This window comes from Demequina lignilytica (assembly GCF_030418375.1).
Classification (GTDB): domain Bacteria; phylum Actinomycetota; class Actinomycetes; order Actinomycetales; family Demequinaceae; genus Demequina; species Demequina lignilytica.
In genome coordinates, this window is record NZ_JAUHPZ010000002.1 from 464,833 (window position 1) to 481,578 (window position 16,746).

The following is a 16,746-nucleotide window of genomic DNA, read 5'->3' on the forward strand; positions in this document are numbered from 1 at the left end:
GTCAGACCAGGCCGCTGTACTGGTCCCAGGCGGGACCCGCGTCCGGCGCCCCCTCGACGGTGACGGAGGCCTGGATGAGCCCGTAGGGACGGTCGTCGGCGTGGAAGACCTCGTTGTGGTTCTCGATACCGAAGCGCGCGAGGTCGTAGGCGAAGTGATGCTTGTTGGGTGCGCTGAGACGCACCTCGACCAGCTCGGGCACGGCCTCGATGGCGGCCTTGCCCATCTGGAACAGCGTCTGCTGGAGGGCGAGCGAGTGGAAGGAGGCGAAGGTCTCCACCATGGCGGTCGTGATCGCGGCGTAGGCGGCGTCGAAGTCGAACGTCGCGACGTCGACCGCGCCGAATCTCCACTTCGCGACCAGCGAGGTCGCCATGATGCGGTCGGAGGTCGGCTCGAGCACGGTGTACTCGTCCTCGAGGAAGCCGTGGAACTCGGAGCCGCTCGACTTGAGCACCACCAGGTCCTTGAGCCCGCCGGTGATCCACGCCGAGCCGTCCGCGTCCACGGTGACCGCCACCGTCCGGACCTCCCGGCCCGAGCGGACCCAGCTGAAGTCGTGCTCCGCGCCCCCGACGCTCACGCGCTCCCAGGCGAACTCCTCGAGCTCGACGCGCGCCTGGTCGACGGGCTCGACGTCGTCGACGAAGTGCACGGCCAGGGCGTGGGCGTACCGCTCCAGCGACGCGAGACCCACGGTCTTGGCGTACGCGTACGACGTCTGCTTCTGGGTGTCCGTGGGCAGCACCTCGCCCTGATCGCCCGTGAGGTGGGCCGCGTCGAAGCGTCCGCGGAGGCACGTCGAGACGTTGACGTCCCGGATCTCGTGCCGCGGGGTGTCACGCACGATCCGGACGATGCGGTTCTCCGCCTTGCCGTACTGGTGGTCGCCCAGGATGATCGCCATGGTTGCTCCTCGGGGTGGGAACGCGTCGCGTCGAGCCGTCGCTCACACGCTACGCGGTGTTGATTTCATCGACATTTCTGCCAGGGGAGTCGCGGCGGATCCGGCCCCGCCACGCATCACGGCCTGCGGAGCTGCTCGCCCTCGCCGCTCTCGGATCCCGCGAGCCAGACGCGCGCCGCGCGCCCCACGAGAGCGTGCCCGTCGAACGCGCTCACCGGGTTCTTATGCGCCAGCTCGGCGGCGTGCACCTCGAAGGGCGCCTCCGGGTCGAAGGCCACCAGGTCCGCGTCGCGGCCGACCTGGATCGCGCCCTTGCGCTGGAGCCCGGCCCAGGCGGCGGGCCTGCCGCTCATCCAGGCCACCGCATCGTCCAGGCGGTAGCCGCGGGCCCTGGCCCCCGTCCACACGGCTGCGAGCGAGACCTGCAGCCCCGCGATGCCGCCCCATGCCACCCCGAAGTCGCCACCGCCGGCGAGCTTGAGGTCCGCGGTGGCGGGAGAGTGATCGGACGCGACGAAGTCGATGGTTCCCTGCGCCAGGGCCTCCCACAGCCGCTCGCGGTTCTCCGCCGACCGGATCGGCGGGCAGCACTTGTACTGCGTGCCCCCGGCCGGGATGTGCTCGGCGTCGAAGGTGAGGTAGTGGGGGCAGGTCTCGACGGTCAGAGGGAGACCCTCCGCCTTCGCGGCGCGGATCGCCGGCAGCGCGGCCGCCGAGGACAGGTGGAGGATGTGCGCCCGCACCCCGGTCGCCCGGACCCCGTCGATGACCGCGTCGATCGCGGACGTCTCGGCAGAGTCGGGCCGGGACGCCACGAACGGCGCGTAGTCGGCGCCCGCGGGCGGCGGCGCATCGTCGAGCACCTCGGGGTCCTCGGCGTGCACGATCAGCCGACCGCCGAACCCCGCGATCTCCTGCATCGCGGCGCGCAGCCGGGCGCGGTCGAGGTGACCGAACTCGTCGACCCCCGAGGGTGCGAGGAAGCACTTGAAGCCGAACACCCCCTCGTCCCACAGCGCCTCGAGGCTGCCCAGGTTCTCGGGCACCGCGCCTCCCCAGAAGCCCACGTTCACGTGGGTCTTGCCGAACGCCGCCGCCTTCTTGGTCTCGAGAGCGGCCGGCGACACGGTGGGCGGGATCGAGTTGAGCGGCATGTCGATCACCGTGGTGACGCCGCCCGCGCGGGCGGCACGCGTCGCGGAGTCGAAGCCCTCCCACTCGGTGCGGCCCGGCTCGTTGATGTGGACGTGCGTGTCGACGGCGCCCGGGATCAGGACCTGGCCGTGGGGCAGCTCGACCTCGGCGTGCGCGGCGAACGGCTCGTCCTCGGCGCCGATCGCCGCGATCGCGCCGTCCGCGATCGCGACGGCGGCCGGCATCGTCCCATGGGGCAGCACCGCGTGCGTCGCGCGGATCACCAGGTCGTATGTCATGAGCGGGTCCTTCCAGACGGTGGGCGGGGAGCGGTGGCGGCCCGGCGGCACGCGCCATGGCCCGCCCTACACTGGCCAGCATGTTCGAGATCGCGGCCCAGGCGCTCGCCGAGCTGGACGCGGGCCGCGCCCTCGGCGTGGTCGTGGTCACCGGCGTGCACGGCTCGACCCCGCGCACCCCCGGCTCCGCGATGGCCGTCACGGCCGACGGCCGCGCGATCGGCGCCATCTCGGGCGGCTGCATCGAGGCGGAGGCATACGAGCTCGCGCGCGAGGTGCTGGCGAGCGGCGATGCGCAGGCCCTCACCATGGGCGGCGAAGGCGACCTGCTGCGTCCGGGGCTCGCGTGCGGCGGCGCGGTGGACGTCGTCGCGGTGCGCGTGGGTCCGGGCGACGAGACCGTGGTCGACCCGCTGCGGGCGAGCCTCGGCGACGGCGCCGTCGCGCTCGCGCTCGCGGGGCCCGACGGGCCGGTGCGGCTGGAGCGTCCGCGCGCGCCGCGACTGGTGATCGTCGGCGCGGTCGACTTCACGCCCGCGCTCGCGTCGGCGGCGCGGCTGATGGGCTTCCGCGTGGTCGTCGTGGACCCGCGGCCCGTGTTCGCCACGCCGGAGCGCGTCCCTGACGCCCATGAGGTCATCATCGCCTGGCCGGACGCCTGGCTGCGAGGTGAGGCGCTGGGGGAGGACGATGCGGTCTGCGTGCTCACGCACGACGACCGCCTCGACGTCCCCGCGCTCGAGGCCGCGCTCGCGACCCCCGTCCTCTATGTGGGCGCGATGGGTTCGCGTCGGGTGGACGGGCGCCGCCGCGAGGCGCTCGCCGAGCGCGGCGTGGGGGACGATGCGCTCGCGCGGCTCCGCTCGCCCATCGGGCTCGACCTGGGCGGCTCGACGCCCGCAGAGACCGCGATCGCGATCATGGCCGAGGTGCTGCTCGCGCGCGCGGGCGGCACGGGGCTCCCGCTGCGTGAGGTCTCGGGGCCGATCCACCGTCGCCAGGAGGACTGAGCGTCCCGACGGGCGCGGTTCCTCGCGGATCGGAGGACTGAGTGTCCCGACGGATGGCGGGCGGGTCATGAGCCGCGCTGCGAGGCCGCCCGCCAGACACGGTCGCGCGTCATCGGCAGCTCGTGCAGGCGCACCCCGAGGGCGCGACGGATCGCGTTCGCCATCGCGGGTGCCACCGGGTTGTACGGCGCCTCGGACATCGACTTCGCCCCCCGCGGGCCGAGCCGGTCGGACGTCGAGGCGAAGAGCACCTCGGTGACGGGAAGGTCGGCGATCTGGGGCACGCGGTAGACCCGGAAGGCGGGGTTGCCGACGGTGCCGTCCTGGTCGACCAGCACCTCCTCGTACAGCGCCGAGCCGATGCCCTGCGCCACGCCGCCCTCGATCTGGCCCCGCAGCTGCGCGGGGTTCATCACCACGCCGGCATCGGCCGCCTGGACCGAGCGAAGGATGCGCACGGCGCCGGTCTCGGGGTCGACGGCGACGCGGAAGCCCTGGACGTTCCAGGCGAGCGAGCGCACGGCGCCGTCCTCCCGCCCGGTGCCGCGGACGCCGTCGGCGTCGCGGGTCTCGGCAGGCGCGGCGGCGATCAGGTCGGCGAGGCCGACCCTGCGCTGGGCGCCGTCGAGAGAGACGGCGACGGCGCCCAGCGGGTCGAGGGTCCACTCCACCCCGTCCCCATCCCGCGTGCCGGCCACCGCGGCGGCCGTCTCCAGCAGGATCCCCCTCAGGTCCATCGCGGCGGCGTGCACCGCCTTGCCGGCGATCACGACGCCGGTCGAGCCGTACGCGCCGGTGTCATGCTCCGTGGCATCCGTGTCGGACGCGACCAGGCGCACCCGGTCCGGGCTGGTGCCGAGGGCGTCCGCGGCGAGCTGCGTCTGCACGGTCTGGGTGCCGTTGCCGAACTCGGCGGTGCCGACCCTGACCACGTAGGTCCCGTCCGGAGTCGCGGACACCGACGCGGTCGCGTGGTGCCCGCGCGGCGGCGCCGTCGCGATCATCGCGAGCGCCATCCCCTCGCCGACCGCCCAGCCGTCGGGCACGGGGACGGCGGGCGCCGCATCGTCGCGCGCGAGCGCGTCCCTCACCAGGTCGAGGCACTCGTCGAGGCCGAAGGAGCCGAAGATCAGGTCGTCGTGCGGCTCGAGCGAGGTGATCGCCAGCGGGTCGCCCGGTCGGACGGTGTTGACCCGGCGCAGCTCGAACGGGTCCATCCCGAGGGCCAGGGCCAGCTCGTCCATCGCGCACTCGATCGCGTGGATGACCTGCCCGAGCCCGTAGCCGCGGAAGGCGCCCGCGGGCACGGTGTTCGTGTAGACCGCCTCGGCGTCGACGCGCTTGGCGGGGGCGTTGTACGCGGCGACGGACTCCGAGCACCCGTGGAACAGCACGCCCGCGGCGTGGTTGCCGTAGGCGCCGGTGTTCGAGAGCACGTCGACCTTCATCGCGGTCAGCCGGCCCTGGGCGTCCGCGCCGAGCGTCGCGGTCACGCGCATGGGGTGGCGCGTCGCCGTGCGCTGGAACTCCTCGGCGCGCGTCATCTCGTAGGCGACCGGGCGCCCGGTCGCGAGGACCGCGAGGCCCACGATGTCCTCGGTGAAGATCTCCTGCTTGCCCCCGAAGCCGCCGCCGAGCCTCCTGGTGAACACGCGCACGCGGTCGCGGTCCAGGCCGAGGACCACCGCGAGCTCGTCGCGGACCAGGAACGGCACCTGCGAGGAGGTGCGCAGCGTGAGGCGGCCGTCGTCGTCCAGCCAGCCGATCGACCCGTGGGTCTCGAGCTGTGCGTGGGTCACGCGTGCCGACGACCAGGTCCCCGTCGCCACGGCGGCCGCCCCGGCGAGGCCGGCGTCCACGTCCCCGTAGCCGCCGTGGATCGCGGCCACGACGTTGCGAGCCGCATCCGCGACCCCGTCCTCGGGCGTCGCGTCGGGATGGATCGACGGGGCGCCGGGGGTGCGGGCCTCCTCGGGATCGGTGACGTGGGGGAGCACCTCCCACTCGATCTCGATCAGGGCGCACGCCGCCTCGGCGATCGCGGCGGTCTCCGCGACCACGGCGGCGACCCGCTGACCGGCGAAGCGCGCGACGGAGTCGAGCAGCCGGGTGTCGCGGGGGTCGTCCAGCCGGTTCTGGTGCCTCCCGGTCGAGTAGCGCACCGCGGGCGCGTCCTCGTGGGTCAGGACGGCGACCACGCCGGCGAGCGCACGGGCGCGCGACGTGTCCATGGCGACGATGCGCGCGTGCGGGTGAGGCGAGCCCAGCACCTTGAGGTGGGTGAGGCCGGGCACCGCGGTGTCGAACGTGTACTCCTCGCGTCCCTGGACCACCGCGGTCGCGGCGGGCGGTCGCACGGAGGACCCGACGGCCGCGCCCGATCCGGGGCCGCAGACCCCGGGGCAGGAGCCGTCGACGCCGCAGCCGCGCACGCTGTGCTCGACCGCCTCGCGGATGGGCCGGTAGCCGGTGCAGCGGCACAGGTTGCCCTTGAGCCGGCGGTCCAGGTCGGGCAGGTCCTCCTCGGTCAGGGTCGACGCGGTCACCGTCATGCCGGGCGTGCAGAAGCCGCACTGGAACGCGAAGTGCTCGACGAAGGACTCCTGGACGGGATGCAGCTCGCCCTCGGGTGCGAGCCCGGCGGCGGTGGTGACCTCGCGGCCCTCGGCGCGCACGGCCGGGTAGATGCACGAGTGGACGGGCGTGCCGTCGACCAGCACGGTGCAGGCGCCGCAGTCGCCGGAGTCGCAGCCCTTCTTGACCTCCGTGCGGCCGTGCTCGCGCAGGAACGTCCGCAGGCACTGGCCGGGCGCGGGGATGCCGTCGAGGGGTGCGCCATCGGCGACGATGCTCATGCGTCCTCCTCATCGCCGTGCGCCAGGTCCGTGGCCACCCGCGCGGCCAGCGCGCCGGCGACGTGCCGCCGCCAGTCGGCGGCGCCCAGGGGATCCGTGTAGAAGTCGTCGGCGGAGCGCGCGGCGTCCGCCGCATCGTCCGGCCGCGGGGGAGCGTCGAAGCGCAGCACGTGCGGCGTGAGGGTCGCCGCGGTGACCACGATGACGGTGCGCCCGTCGGCGTGCGCCCGGCCGCTCACCACGGCGCCGGAGCGCCCGAGCTCGGCGAGGGCGACCTTCCGGAGCGCGGTCCGCGTCGCCAGCTCCTCCGCGCCGATGCGCACGCTCTCGATCAGCTCGCCATGGCCGAGCACGGTGGTGCCGTTGCCCGTGGGGAGGGAGGCGACGGGGACCGTGCGACGGCCGCCGTCGACGCCCCGGACCGTGGCATCCGCGTCGAGGGTCGCGCAGGCCGCCGTCATCGCGCCGGCGGCGAAGGCGCGGGCGATGTTGCCCAGCACCGTCGCCTCGTTCCAGATCTTGAAGCCCGCGAGGAGCGCGTTCGCGGCGTCGCGGAACAGCGGCTGCGCGGTCCACCCGGGCTGCGGCTCCAGCGCCAGCAGCCGCGCGATGGTGCAGCCGGGCCCGAGCGTCAGGCCGGCCCGGTCCGCGGTGAGATGGGGCCCGGGGAGGGTCGTGACGTCGACCAGCCCGGTGACGTCGCGGTTGGGCTCGGAGAACATCCAGGTGCCCCCGGCGAGGTAGCGCTCCCCGGGCGCGAGCGTCAGGTCCGCGTCGGAGGTCGCGCGGCGGTAGGCGCTCACGGTGGTGAGATCCATGCCGCCTCCCAGGCTCCCTGGGGCCCGTCCGAGCCCGTCTGCGGGCAGTGTGACATGTCCAGATGACGCGATCGTTGCACGATCGTTAGCCGATTTAACGTCCGCGAAACCAGGATGCGCATGTTGGCGAAATCTACATTCCCTAGGGTCGCCGCGTGGCGTGGTGAGGCACCGGAAGGGCGGTGACCCGCGCTCCACCGAATCAAGGGAGACACACATGAGTTTCACGTTCGGTCGCGCCGGCAAGCGCACCGCCATGGTGGCCGCTGCCGCGGTCGCCTCGTTCGCGCTGGCGGCCTGCAGCTCGAGCAGCGCCGACGTCGAGGCCAGCGGCGTCGCCGCCGGCGAGTCGATGGAGGCCGAGGCCCCGGCCTACGGTGACTTCACCGTCCAGCTGTCCTGGATCAAGAACGAGGAGTTCTCGGGCGAGTTCTTCGCGACCGAGAACGGCTACTTCACCGAGTCGGGCTTCGACTCGGTCGAGCTGGTGCCCGGTCCGTCGACCGGCGCCGCCGAGCTCGTGTCGAACACCGTCGACGTCGCGCTCTCCGACGCCGTGTCGATCGGTGCGGCCGTCGCGAACGAGGGCGCCCCGCTGAAGATCATCGGCGCGACCTACCAGAAGAACCCCTTCACCGTGCTGTCGCTGGCCGACGGCGGGAACATCCTGACGGCCGAGGACATGGTGGGCAAGAAGATCGGCGTCCAGGACTCCAACATGTCGCTGTTCCTCGCGCTGCTGGCCGCCAACGGCCTCACCGAGGACGACGTCGAGATCGTGCCCGTCCAGTACGACCCCGCGCCGCTCACCAACGGCGAGGTCGACGGCTTCATCGCCTATCTGACCAACGAGTCGATCACCGTCTCGATGGCCGGCTACGAGACCGCCAACCTGCCGTTCGCGGACAACGGCCTGCCGTTCGTCGCGGAGACCTTCACCGTCACCGACGAGTCGATCGCTGACAACCGCGACGCCCTCAAGGCGTTCCTGGTCGCCGAGATCAAGGGCTGGGCCGACGCGGTCAACGACCCGGCCGAGGGCGCCCGCCTGGCGTACGAGGTCTACGGCGTCGACCTGGGTCTCGACCCGGAGGCCTCGGAGGCAGGCGCGATCATGCAGGCCGAGGAGCTCGTCGTCTCGGACGAGACCGTGGCCAACGGCCTGTTCACCATCTCGGACGAGCTGCAGTCGGAGACCATCGCCTCGCTGGCCGGCGCCGGCATCGAGATCGAGGCGGCCGACCTGTTCGACCTCTCGATCCTCGCCGAGGTCTACGCCGAGAACCCCGATCTGGTCGCGTACGCGGGCTGATCCCAAGGATCCTCGTGAGCTCCACCGCGAAGGCCGGTGCCCAGGGCGACGCCCTGGGCACCGGCCTGCAGATCTCGAACCTGTCCAAGGTGTTCACCACGCGCGGCCGTCAGGTGGTCGCGCTCCAGGACACCGACCTGCACACCGACCAGGGGACCTTCCTGGCGCTGCTGGGTCCCTCCGGATGCGGCAAGTCGACCATCCTGCGGATCCTCGCGGGGCTCGAGGAGCCCACGACGGGCAGCACCCGGGTCGACGGGCGCAGCCCCAAGGACCTGCGGGCGTACAACGAGCTGGGCATCGCGTTCCAGGACTCCGCGCTGCTGCCGTGGCGCTCCGTGTACGCCAACATCAAGCTTCCGTTCGAGGTCGCGGGCAAGCCCGTCGACCACGCCTACATCGAGGAGCTCATCGCGCTGGTCGGGCTCAAGGGCTTCGAGAAGGCCAAGCCCGCGCAGCTGTCGGGAGGCATGCGCCAGCGCGTGTCGATCGCCCGCTCGCTGGTGCTGAAGCCCTCCGTGCTGCTGCTCGACGAGCCGTTCGGCGCGCTCGATGACATGACCCGCCAGAAGCTCAACGTGGAGCTCATGCGCATCCTCGCGGCGAAGCCCGCCACCACGCTGCTGGTGACGCACGGCATCTCCGAGGCGATCTTCCTCGCCGACCAGGTCGCGGTCATGAGCCCGCGGCCCGGGCGCGTCAAGGAGATCATCACCATCGACCTGCCCCGCCCTCGCACGCCCGACATCATGCGGTCGCCCGAGTTCCACGCGTACGTGGACCAGGCGTCGGAGCTGCTGTTCGGCGTCGGAGGAGCGGCCGCGGACGAGGACCACTGATGGCCCGCCGCCTCCCGCCGTGGGCCACGGGGCTGATGGGCGCGCTGGGCATCCTCGCGTTCTGGTGGATCTCCTCCGTCACCATCTTCGCGAACGTGGGCTCGGGCAACACCAAGGCCATCCCGACGCCCGTCCAGGTGATCCAGGGCTACGCGGACGTGGGCTGGGACTTCTACGCCAGGAACTTCGCGGTCACGCTCAACGAGGCCGCCCAGGGCTACCTCTGGGGCAACGGCCTCGCGCTGGTGCTGGCGGGCCTGGTGCTCGTGGTGCCCAAGCTCGAGGGCGTCGTCAACCAGCTCGCGGTGATCACCTACTGCATCCCGATCGTCGCGATCGGGCCGATCGTGCTCCTCATCGTGGGGCCGCCCAAGTCGGGGGAGCCGTCGGGAACGGCGGTCTTCCTCGCGGCCCTGTCGGTGTTCTTCACCACCGTGGTGGGGGCCCTGCTCGGGCTCAAGTCGGCGGACAAGGCGAGCCTCGACGTGGTCGAGGTGTACGGCGGCTCCCGCATGGCGCAGCTGCGCAAGGTGCGCGTCATCGCCGCCGCGCCGGCCATCCTGACGGCGCTGCAGATCGCCGTCCCGGCCGCGTTCCTGGGCGCGGTGCTCGGCGAGTACTTCGGCAAGGTCGAGACCGGCGTGGGGCCGGCGATGGTGATCGCCCAGCAGTCGCTCAACTCGCCCCGCGTGTGGGGGATCGCCCTCGCCTCGGGCGCCGTGGCGCTCACCGGCTACCTGCTCGTGGGGCTGCTCACGCGTCTCGCGACGCCCTGGTCGAGGGGGGCGGCGGCATGAGCCTCGCATCGTTCACCGGCACCCAGCTGGCCGTCGACCTCAAGCGCCAGTCGCGCCGCGCCACGCTCCGCGCGCTCGGCTCCTCGCTGCTGACCCTGGTGCTCACGCTCGTCGCGGTCCTGGTGCTCTGGCAGGGCGCCATCTGGGCGTTCGACCTGTCGCCGTTCGTGGCCAAGAGCCCCGCCGACGTGCTCGAGTTCATGCTCACCGACGAGGACGCCTCGGAGGTGTTCGAGAACCTCCTGGTGACGCTGGGCGACGCAGCGGTGGGGTTCGTGGCGGGACTCGTGGTCGCGCTGCTGGTGGCGTCCGGCTTCCAGCTGTCCAAGGGTTTCGAGCACGCGGCGATGCCGATCGCGCTCCTGCTGCGCTCGGTGCCGCTGATCGCGTTCGCGCCGGTGATCATCATGATCTTCGGACGGGACTTCATGACAACGGCGGTCATGGGCGGGATCGTCGTGCTGTTCCCCGCGCTGGTGAACATCGCGTACGGGCTCAAGAGCGCCTCGCCGCAGATGCACGACGTGGTCTCCGTCTACGGCGGCTCTCCCGCGACGGCGCTCCGGAAGGTGTCGCTGCCGAGCTCGCTGCCGGCCTTCTTCGCCGCCGTCCGCATCTCGGCGCCCGGCGCGATCACCGGCGCGCTCCTCGCCGAGTGGCTCGCCACCGGGCGCGGCGTGGGCGGCTCGATCGGCGGCTACATCTCGTCGGCGCAGTTCTCGCTGGTGTGGGCGTCGGTCGTGGTGGTCACGCTGGTCTCGCTGCTGCTCTACAACGTGGTGCTGACGGTCGAGAACACGGTGCTCGCACGGATGGGCATGCACCCCGAGAAGCGCGTCTGAGATGACCGAGTCGACGACGACGTCCGATGAGGGCGCCGCCCGGCTCGGCGCGCGCCTGCGGGAGCTCCGCCAGCAGCGCCGTATGACCCTGGTGCAGCTGGCGGCTGCGACCGATCTGTCGCATCCGTTCCTCAGCCAGGTCGAGCGCGGCCTCGCGAACCTCTCCCTCCCGTCGCTGCGGCGCATCGCGCGCGCGCTCGAGACCAGCCCCGTCGAGCTCATGGCCGCGGCCGAGTCGGACGATGCGCGCCGCCGCCGGGTCGAGGTCACCCGCGCCGCGGCGCGACGCCCGACGCCCGACGGCTTCGCTCGCGGGGTCGCCCAGGCGCTGGTCAAGGCGGGCCGGCCGTTCATGCCGATCCTGGTGGAGTCGGAGTCGGAGGATCCCGAGGAGCCGTTCGTGCACGCGGAGGACGAGTTCGTGCTGGTCCTCGACGGCAGGGTCGTGCTCGAGACCGACGGGCGTCGCCACGAGCTCGGGCCCGGGGACTCGGTCTACTTCGCCGGCGGGGTGCGCCACCGGGTCTGGTCGCAGGGCGGGCCGTACCGCCTGCTCGTCGTGAAGGAGCAGAAGGGGACGTAGGCGCGGTCAGCCGCGGAGCCGCTGCCCCTCGGCGACCACGCGCCGCGCGATCGCCGCCTCGTCGGCCCGCACCAGGCGGCCGTCCGCGACCACGTCGCGGCCGTGCACCAGCAGCCTCCGCAGGACCGGCAGGGAGCCCAGGCCGAGCGCCGCGACCGGGTCGGCGATCCCCGCGTGCTCGACCGCGCCGAGCTCCCACACGGCGATGTCGGCGAGCTTGCCGGGCTCCAGCGAGCCGATCTCGGCCTCGCGCCCCAGCACCCGGGCGCCACCGATCGTGGCGAGCCGCAGCGAGTCGCGCACCGACATCGCGCCGGCACCGTCGCGCAGGCGTGCCGCGAGCACCGCCTGGCGGATCTCGCCGCCCAGCCTCCCGTGCTCGTTGGAGGCGGCGCCGTCCACACCGAGCCCGACCGGCACGCCCGCGTCGACCATCGCGCGCACCGGAGAGATTCCGGCCGCGAGCCGGGCGTTCGAGGAGGGGCAGTGCGCGACCCCGGTGCCGGTGTCCGCGAAGCGCGCGATGTCGTGATCCGACATGTGGACGCAGTGCGCCATCCACACGTCGGCGCCGAGCCACCCCAGGTCCTCGAGGTAGTCCGTCGGGCCCATGCCGAAGCGCTCCTGGCAGAAGGCCGCCTCCTCGACGGTCTCGGAGCCGTGCGTGTGGAGGCGTGCGCCCAGGTCGCGCGCGAGCGTGGCGGACTCGCGCAGCAGGTCGGAGGTGACGGAGAACGGGGAGCACGGTGCGATCGCGACGTGGACCATCGACCCGGGGCTCGCGTCGTGGTAGCGGGTGACGGCTGCGGCGGAGGCGGTCAGCGCATCGTCCGTCGTCTCGACCGCGAAGTCCGGCGGCAGCCCGCCGTCGGACTCGCCCAGGTCCATCGAGCCGCGCGTCGCCGTCAGGCGCAGGCCCAGGTCGTCGGCCTCGTGCACGATCGCGCCCACCAGGTCGCCCGCGCCCCGCGGGAACACGTAGTGGTGGTCGGCGACGGTGGTGCATCCGGAGCGCGCCAGCACGGCCATCGCGCCCGCGGCGGCGGCGCCCACCGAGTCGGCGTCGATCCGCGCCCACGTCGGGTACAGCGCGACCAGCCAGTCGAACAGGATCGCGTCCTGCGCCATCCCGCGGGTGAGCCACTGATAGAGGTGGTGGTGGGTGTTGACCAGGCCGGGGGTGACCAGGGCTCCGGAGGCGTCGATCCGGTCGGGGAAGGCGTCGCGGACGTCCGACGGCGCAGCGCCCTCGCCGAGGGCGACGATGCGGCCGTCGCGGACGGCGATCCAGCCGCGGGCGTGCTCGGTGCCCGCGGCGTCGACGGTCACGACGTGTCCGCCCTCGATGAGCATGCTGGGTGCCAACGCGTCAGCCTCCGGTCGCCGAGAAGTGCATCCAGTCGTCCAGATCGGTCCAGGTGCCGCCCCAGGTCCAGCCGAGCGCGGTGAAGTCGGCGATGGTCTGCTGCTGGGTCTCGATCATCCCGGGGCGCAGCCACTCGCGGTCGATGTAGGCCTCCGCCAGCTCGGGGAAGACGTACCCGTCGCGCACCCACGGGTTGTGGAACGGGTTGATGTCGACCGCGAGACCGCTGGCGTGCTGGCTCCACACCGAGAAGCCGCCGGTGACCTTGCGGCACTCGAAGGAGATGGTGACGTTGAGGTCGCCGTAGTGGGTGCCGTTGACCTCGTCCCACGTCGTGACGCGCATCTCCTCGATGGGGAAGCGGCGCTCGTACATCTTCTCGAACACCGAGACCAGCTCGTCGGCGTGCGCGGCGTTCGTGATCATCTCGCCGGTGTGGGGCTGCAGGTCGAAACCCCAGAACGTCATGACGATGTACGAGAGCTCCTCGGGTGCGACCGGGCACTCCTCGCGCCAGCTCGAGCGCGCGAGCACGTCGGCGGGCACGGCGGTGACGGTGGCCGCCCACTCGTCCGTCTCAGGGTCCGGGTACGCGCCGGGCCGCGGCTCCAGGCGGCGGTCGCGCAGCTCCGCGGGCGTCTCGCCGGGGTCGCCCAGGTCGTTGTCGTTCTTCACCAGCGGCGTGGTGGCGAGCCACGCGGGACGTGCGAAGGGCGTCGCGGTCTCCGTGACGGTGGGGCCGGGGACGATGCTCGGCTCGGGTGTCGCGGTGACGGTCGCCGTCGCCGTCACGGTCGCCTGCGGGGCCGGGGTGATCATGCTGCATCCCGCGAGCGCGGCGACGGCGACGGCCAGGGCGGCGAGCGGGGCGGGACGCATGCGCACAGGGTAGCGGGGCAGGATGTCCGGCAGATGGCGTGTGGGTGTCGGACCGTCGTGGTGGGATAGGGGGCGTGACCGACCCCCGCGCCCGCCATCAGCAGCTCGTCCAGGAGATCGAGGCGCACCGCCACGCCTACTACGAGCTCGCCGCTCCCACGGTCTCGGATGCCGGGTACGACGCGCTCGAGCGGGAGCTGCGGGACCTCGAGGCGCACTGGCCCGAGCTCGTGACCCCGGAGAGCCCCACGCAGACGGTCGGCGGCACGGCCGCGATCGGCTTCGCGTCCGTCAAGCATCGCGAGCGGATGATGAGCCTCGACAACGCGTTCTCGGTCGAGGACGTCGCGGCGTGGTTCGCGCGGGTCGAGAAGGACGCGGGTCCCCAGCGCGTGGTCTGCGAGCCCAAGATCGACGGCCTGTCCATCTCTCTCACCTACGAGCGCGGCGCGCTGGTCCGCGGCGTCACCCGCGGCGACGGCACCACCGGCGAGGACGTGACGGCCAACGTCCTCACCATCGCGGGACTGCCGCGCCGGCTGGCGGGCGAGCACGTGCCCGCGCTGGTCGAGGTGCGCGGCGAGGTGTTCCTGCCGGTCGCTGCGTTCGAGGAGCTCAACGCCCGCCTGGTCGAGGACGGCAAGGCGCCGTACGCGAACCCGCGCAACACCGCGGCGGGGTCGCTCCGCCAGAAGGACGCGACTGTCACCGCGACCCGGCCGCTCGCCGTCACCACGTACGCCCTCGGCGCGCTCGACTGGGGGGCCGCGGAGCCCGACCCCCGCGCATCGTCCCAGCACGGCATCTACGAGGTGCTGGCGTCCTGGGGCCTGCCCGTGACCGAGCACGCCCGGGTGGTGGAGGGCCTCGACGCGGTCGAGGAGTACCTGCGCGACCTCGAGGCGAGGCGCCACGCGCTCGTGCACGAGATCGACGGTGCGGTGCTGAAGGTGGACGACCGGTCGGTGCAGGGCGCGCTCGGGTCGACCAGCCGGGCGCCGCGGTGGGCCATCGCCTACAAGTTCCCTCCGGAGGAGGTGCACACCACGCTCGAGGACATCCGCGTCGACGTCGGCCGGACGGGCCGGGTGACCCCCTACGGCGTGATGACGCCGGTGCTGGTCGCGGGATCGACCGTGACCTACGCGACCCTCCACAACGCGCACGAGGTCGCGCGCAAGGGCGTCATGATCGGCGACACGGTGGTGCTGCGGAAGGCGGGAGACGTCATCCCCGAGATCGTGGGCCCGGTGGTCGCGGCGCGCACCGGGGAGGAGCGGGCGTGGACCATGCCCGCGGAGTGCCCCTCGTGCGGCACCGCGCTGGTCGAGCAGAAGGAGGGCGACAAGGATCTGCGCTGCCCGAACTCCGAGGCGTGCCCGGCCCAGATCATCGACCGGATCGCCTTCATCGGCTCGCGCGGCGCGTTCGACGTCGAGGTGCTCGGGGAGAAGGCCGCGGCCGCGCTCGTGGAGTCCGGCGTGCTCGTCAACGAGGCAGGCCTCTTCTCGCTCACGGAGGAGGACCTGCGGCGGGTGCCGCTCTTCACGTACGAGGTGGATGAGAAGCTCTCCCGACGTCAGCTCGAGGCCGGCGTGCAGGGGCGCAAGGCGGGCGACGTGTCCGCCAACGGGATGCGACTGCTCGAGAACCTCGGTGCGGCCCGGACGCAGCCGCTGTGGCGCGTGCTCGTGTCGCTGTCCATCCGCCACGTGGGTCCGACGGCCTCGCGCGCGCTCGCCACCGCCTTCGGGTCCATGGAGGCGATCCGCGGGGCCTCGGAGGAGGAGCTGGCCGCGGTCGACGGCGTCGGGCCGGTCATCGCGGAGTCGGTGCTCCAGTGGTTCACGGTGCCGTGGCACGTGGAGATCGTGGAGCGGTGGAGCGAGGCCGGGGTCCGCATGGAGGACGAGCGGGACGACTCGGTCGCGCGCACCCTCGAGGGGCTCACGATCGTCGCGACCGGCTCGCTCGAGGGCTTCACACGTGACTCCGTGAAGGAGGCGATCATCTCCCGCGGGGGGAAGGCGGCGGGCAGCGTGTCGAAGAACACGGACTACGTGGTGCTCGGCGCGAACGCGGGCTCCAAGGCCGCCAGGGCCGAGGCGCTCGGCGTGCCGATGCTCGACGAGGCCGCGTTCGTCCGCCTGCTCGAGGGCGGCCCCGCCGCCCTCGCCTGACACGGCGATCTAGCAGGCCGGACGCGGTCCTCGGGTTTCGCCCTGCCGTAAGCGGTTGCGGCTATGTAGTCTGGAGATGAGGCCCAGCGGGGCCTCGTGGAGGAGCCATGGACGTCAGCATCATCATCGGCATCGTCGCCGGCGTGATCGTCCTCGCCGCCGTCGTGTGGGTCATCGTCTCCACGCTGCGTGCGAAGCCGAAGCCGCCCGAGGATCCGGGCCGCGGGCCGACCGGCCAGAGCGAGGACCCGACCATCGGGACCCCCTCCGAGACCTCGACGCCGCACTGGGACCGCCGCCCCGAGGGCCGTGAGGGCCCCCTGTGACGTCGATCCGGGTGGTGGCTCCCGACGAGAAGTCACGACTGCAGGAGATCGGCGAGCTCACGGCGCTGGCGTATCTGGCGGACGGCCTGATCGACCACGCCCACCCGTACGTCCCGCAGTTGCGGGACGCCGAGGCCCGCGCACGCCACGCCGACCTGCTCGCGATGTTCGACGGCCAGGACGGCGCGGGCTCGATCGTCGGCACCATCACGCTGGTGCCGCCGGGGAGCCCCTTCACGGAGCTCGCGCAGTCGGGCGAGTACGAGCTGCGGATGCTCGCGGTGTCACCCATGGAGCGGGGTCGCGGGATCGGTCGCACGCTCGCCCGCGCCGCGATGGACCGGGCGGTCGAGCTCGGCGCCCAGCGCATCGTCCTGTCGACCATGGACACCATGCACGCCGCCCACCGGCTCTACGAGAAGATGGGCTTCGCGCGCCGGGAGGACCTCGACTGGGTGGTCGAGGACAACGCCGACGGCACGGTGTCGCGGCTCGACCCCGACGTGATCGCCACCGAGCCCTCGCGCGCCCAGGCCGGCGTGCGGCTGCTCGGCTACAGCTGGGAGCCGTAGGCCCCGGGCGGGTCCCGCCCACGCACT

The 16,746-nt window shown here is 72.8% G+C and carries 15 protein-coding genes; 9 read left to right on the plus strand and 6 right to left on the minus strand.

Going from position 1 to position 16,746, the window contains the following annotated elements:
* Position 1: 1 nt before the first annotated feature.
* Together pucL and allB are read right to left on the minus strand one after the other, a co-directional pair.
* Complete coding sequence (pucL, locus tag QQX13_RS05745) at positions 2 to 907, minus strand: factor-independent urate hydroxylase (RefSeq protein ID WP_301152767.1); 906 nt, start codon at positions 905 to 907, stop codon at positions 2 to 4.
* 116 nt (positions 908 to 1,023) lie between these two features.
* A complete protein-coding gene (gene allB, locus QQX13_RS05750; protein ID WP_301152768.1) occupies positions 1,024 to 2,340 on the minus strand; it encodes an allantoinase AllB in 1,317 nt (438 codons plus the stop codon).
* Positions 2,341 to 2,420: 80 nt separating this feature from the next.
* Between allB and QQX13_RS05755 the strand changes: the two genes are divergently transcribed.
* Positions 2,421 to 3,350 (plus strand): XdhC family protein, encoded by a 930-nt coding sequence (locus tag QQX13_RS05755; RefSeq protein WP_301152769.1) that lies wholly within the window; start codon positions 2,421 to 2,423, stop codon positions 3,348 to 3,350.
* A gap of 65 nt (positions 3,351 to 3,415) precedes the next feature.
* On the opposite strand, the gene QQX13_RS05760 is transcribed toward QQX13_RS05755, so the two are convergent.
* Entirely contained in the window at positions 3,416 to 6,205 is a 2,790-nt protein-coding gene (locus tag QQX13_RS05760) for a molybdopterin-dependent oxidoreductase (RefSeq protein WP_301152770.1), read from the minus strand.
* Positions 6,202 to 7,023 carry an FAD binding domain-containing protein gene (locus tag QQX13_RS05765; protein ID WP_301152771.1) on the minus strand — a complete coding sequence of 274 codons (822 nt, stop codon included), beginning with the start codon at positions 7,021 to 7,023 and terminating at the stop codon, positions 6,202 to 6,204. The genes QQX13_RS05760 and QQX13_RS05765 overlap by 4 nt, the downstream gene beginning before the upstream one ends.
* A gap of 217 nt (positions 7,024 to 7,240) precedes the next feature.
* Between QQX13_RS05765 and QQX13_RS05770 the strand changes: the two genes are divergently transcribed.
* Genes QQX13_RS05770 through QQX13_RS05790 form a run of 5 tightly spaced genes read left to right on the plus strand, consistent with a single transcriptional unit; the run spans position 7,241 to position 11,396 of the window.
* Positions 7,241 to 8,335, plus strand: coding sequence for an ABC transporter substrate-binding protein (locus QQX13_RS05770; RefSeq protein ID WP_301121095.1), 1,095 nt, complete (start codon positions 7,241 to 7,243; stop codon positions 8,333 to 8,335).
* An 8-nt stretch (positions 8,336 to 8,343) separates the two neighbouring features.
* A complete protein-coding gene (locus QQX13_RS05775; protein WP_436968563.1) occupies positions 8,344 to 9,174 on the plus strand; it encodes an ABC transporter ATP-binding protein in 831 nt (276 codons plus the stop codon).
* Positions 9,174 to 9,971 carry an ABC transporter permease gene (locus QQX13_RS05780; protein ID WP_301121099.1) on the plus strand — a complete coding sequence of 266 codons (798 nt, stop codon included), beginning with the start codon at positions 9,174 to 9,176 and terminating at the stop codon, positions 9,969 to 9,971. Before QQX13_RS05775 ends, QQX13_RS05780 begins: the two co-directional genes overlap by 1 nt.
* Positions 9,968 to 10,813, plus strand: a complete 846-nt coding sequence (locus QQX13_RS05785) for an ABC transporter permease (protein ID WP_301121101.1) — start codon at positions 9,968 to 9,970, stop codon at positions 10,811 to 10,813. The genes QQX13_RS05780 and QQX13_RS05785 overlap by 4 nt, the downstream gene beginning before the upstream one ends.
* 1 nt (position 10,814) lies before the next feature.
* Entirely contained in the window at positions 10,815 to 11,396 is a 582-nt protein-coding gene (locus QQX13_RS05790) for a helix-turn-helix domain-containing protein (RefSeq protein WP_301121103.1), read from the plus strand.
* A gap of 6 nt (positions 11,397 to 11,402) precedes the next feature.
* Here the strand turns inward: QQX13_RS05790 and QQX13_RS05795 are convergent, their stop codons facing one another.
* Together QQX13_RS05795 and QQX13_RS05800 are read right to left on the minus strand one after the other, a co-directional pair.
* Positions 11,403 to 12,761 carry an 8-oxoguanine deaminase gene (locus tag QQX13_RS05795; RefSeq protein ID WP_301152773.1) on the minus strand — a complete coding sequence of 453 codons (1,359 nt, stop codon included), beginning with the start codon at positions 12,759 to 12,761 and terminating at the stop codon, positions 11,403 to 11,405.
* A gap of 4 nt (positions 12,762 to 12,765) precedes the next feature.
* Positions 12,766 to 13,641: a M15 family metallopeptidase gene (locus QQX13_RS05800; RefSeq protein ID WP_301152775.1), complete on the minus strand. Its 876-nt coding sequence runs from the start codon at positions 13,639 to 13,641 to the stop codon at positions 12,766 to 12,768.
* A 74-nt stretch (positions 13,642 to 13,715) separates the two neighbouring features.
* Between QQX13_RS05800 and ligA the strand changes: the two genes are divergently transcribed.
* The 3 genes from ligA (at position 13,716) to QQX13_RS05815 (ending at position 16,719) form a co-directional block, all read left to right on the plus strand.
* Complete coding sequence (gene ligA / locus QQX13_RS05805; protein WP_301152776.1) at positions 13,716 to 15,821, plus strand: NAD-dependent DNA ligase LigA; 2,106 nt, start codon at positions 13,716 to 13,718, stop codon at positions 15,819 to 15,821.
* Between the two features lie 107 nt (positions 15,822 to 15,928).
* On the plus strand, positions 15,929 to 16,147 hold the full coding sequence (locus tag QQX13_RS05810; protein ID WP_301152778.1) for a hypothetical protein: 219 nt from the start codon (positions 15,929 to 15,931) through the stop codon (positions 16,145 to 16,147).
* A complete protein-coding gene (locus QQX13_RS05815; RefSeq protein ID WP_301121113.1) occupies positions 16,144 to 16,719 on the plus strand; it encodes a GNAT family N-acetyltransferase in 576 nt (191 codons plus the stop codon). Before QQX13_RS05810 ends, QQX13_RS05815 begins: the two co-directional genes overlap by 4 nt.
* The last annotated feature ends 27 nt before the right edge of the window (positions 16,720 to 16,746 follow it).

Coding starts and splice junctions, on each gene's coding strand:
- QQX13_RS05790 (WP_301121103.1), top strand. CDS start 10,815: ATGACCGAGTCGACGACGACGTCCGATGAGGGCGCCGCCCGGCTCGGC.
- QQX13_RS05755 (WP_301152769.1), top strand. CDS start 2,421: ATGTTCGAGATCGCGGCCCAGGCGCTCGCCGAGCTGGACGCGGGCCGC.
- pucL (WP_301152767.1), bottom strand. CDS start 907: ATGGCGATCATCCTGGGCGACCACCAGTACGGCAAGGCGGAGAACCGC.
- QQX13_RS05770 (WP_301121095.1), top strand. CDS start 7,241: ATGAGTTTCACGTTCGGTCGCGCCGGCAAGCGCACCGCCATGGTGGCC.
- QQX13_RS05765 (WP_301152771.1), bottom strand. CDS start 7,023: ATGGATCTCACCACCGTGAGCGCCTACCGCCGCGCGACCTCCGACGCG.
- QQX13_RS05785 (WP_301121101.1), top strand. CDS start 9,968: ATGAGCCTCGCATCGTTCACCGGCACCCAGCTGGCCGTCGACCTCAAG.
- QQX13_RS05760 (WP_301152770.1), bottom strand. CDS start 6,205: ATGAGCATCGTCGCCGATGGCGCACCCCTCGACGGCATCCCCGCGCCC.
- QQX13_RS05780 (WP_301121099.1), top strand. CDS start 9,174: ATGGCCCGCCGCCTCCCGCCGTGGGCCACGGGGCTGATGGGCGCGCTG.
- QQX13_RS05800 (WP_301152775.1), bottom strand. CDS start 13,641: ATGCGTCCCGCCCCGCTCGCCGCCCTGGCCGTCGCCGTCGCCGCGCTC.
- QQX13_RS05810 (WP_301152778.1), top strand. CDS start 15,929: ATGGACGTCAGCATCATCATCGGCATCGTCGCCGGCGTGATCGTCCTC.
- allB (WP_301152768.1), bottom strand. CDS start 2,340: ATGACATACGACCTGGTGATCCGCGCGACGCACGCGGTGCTGCCCCAT.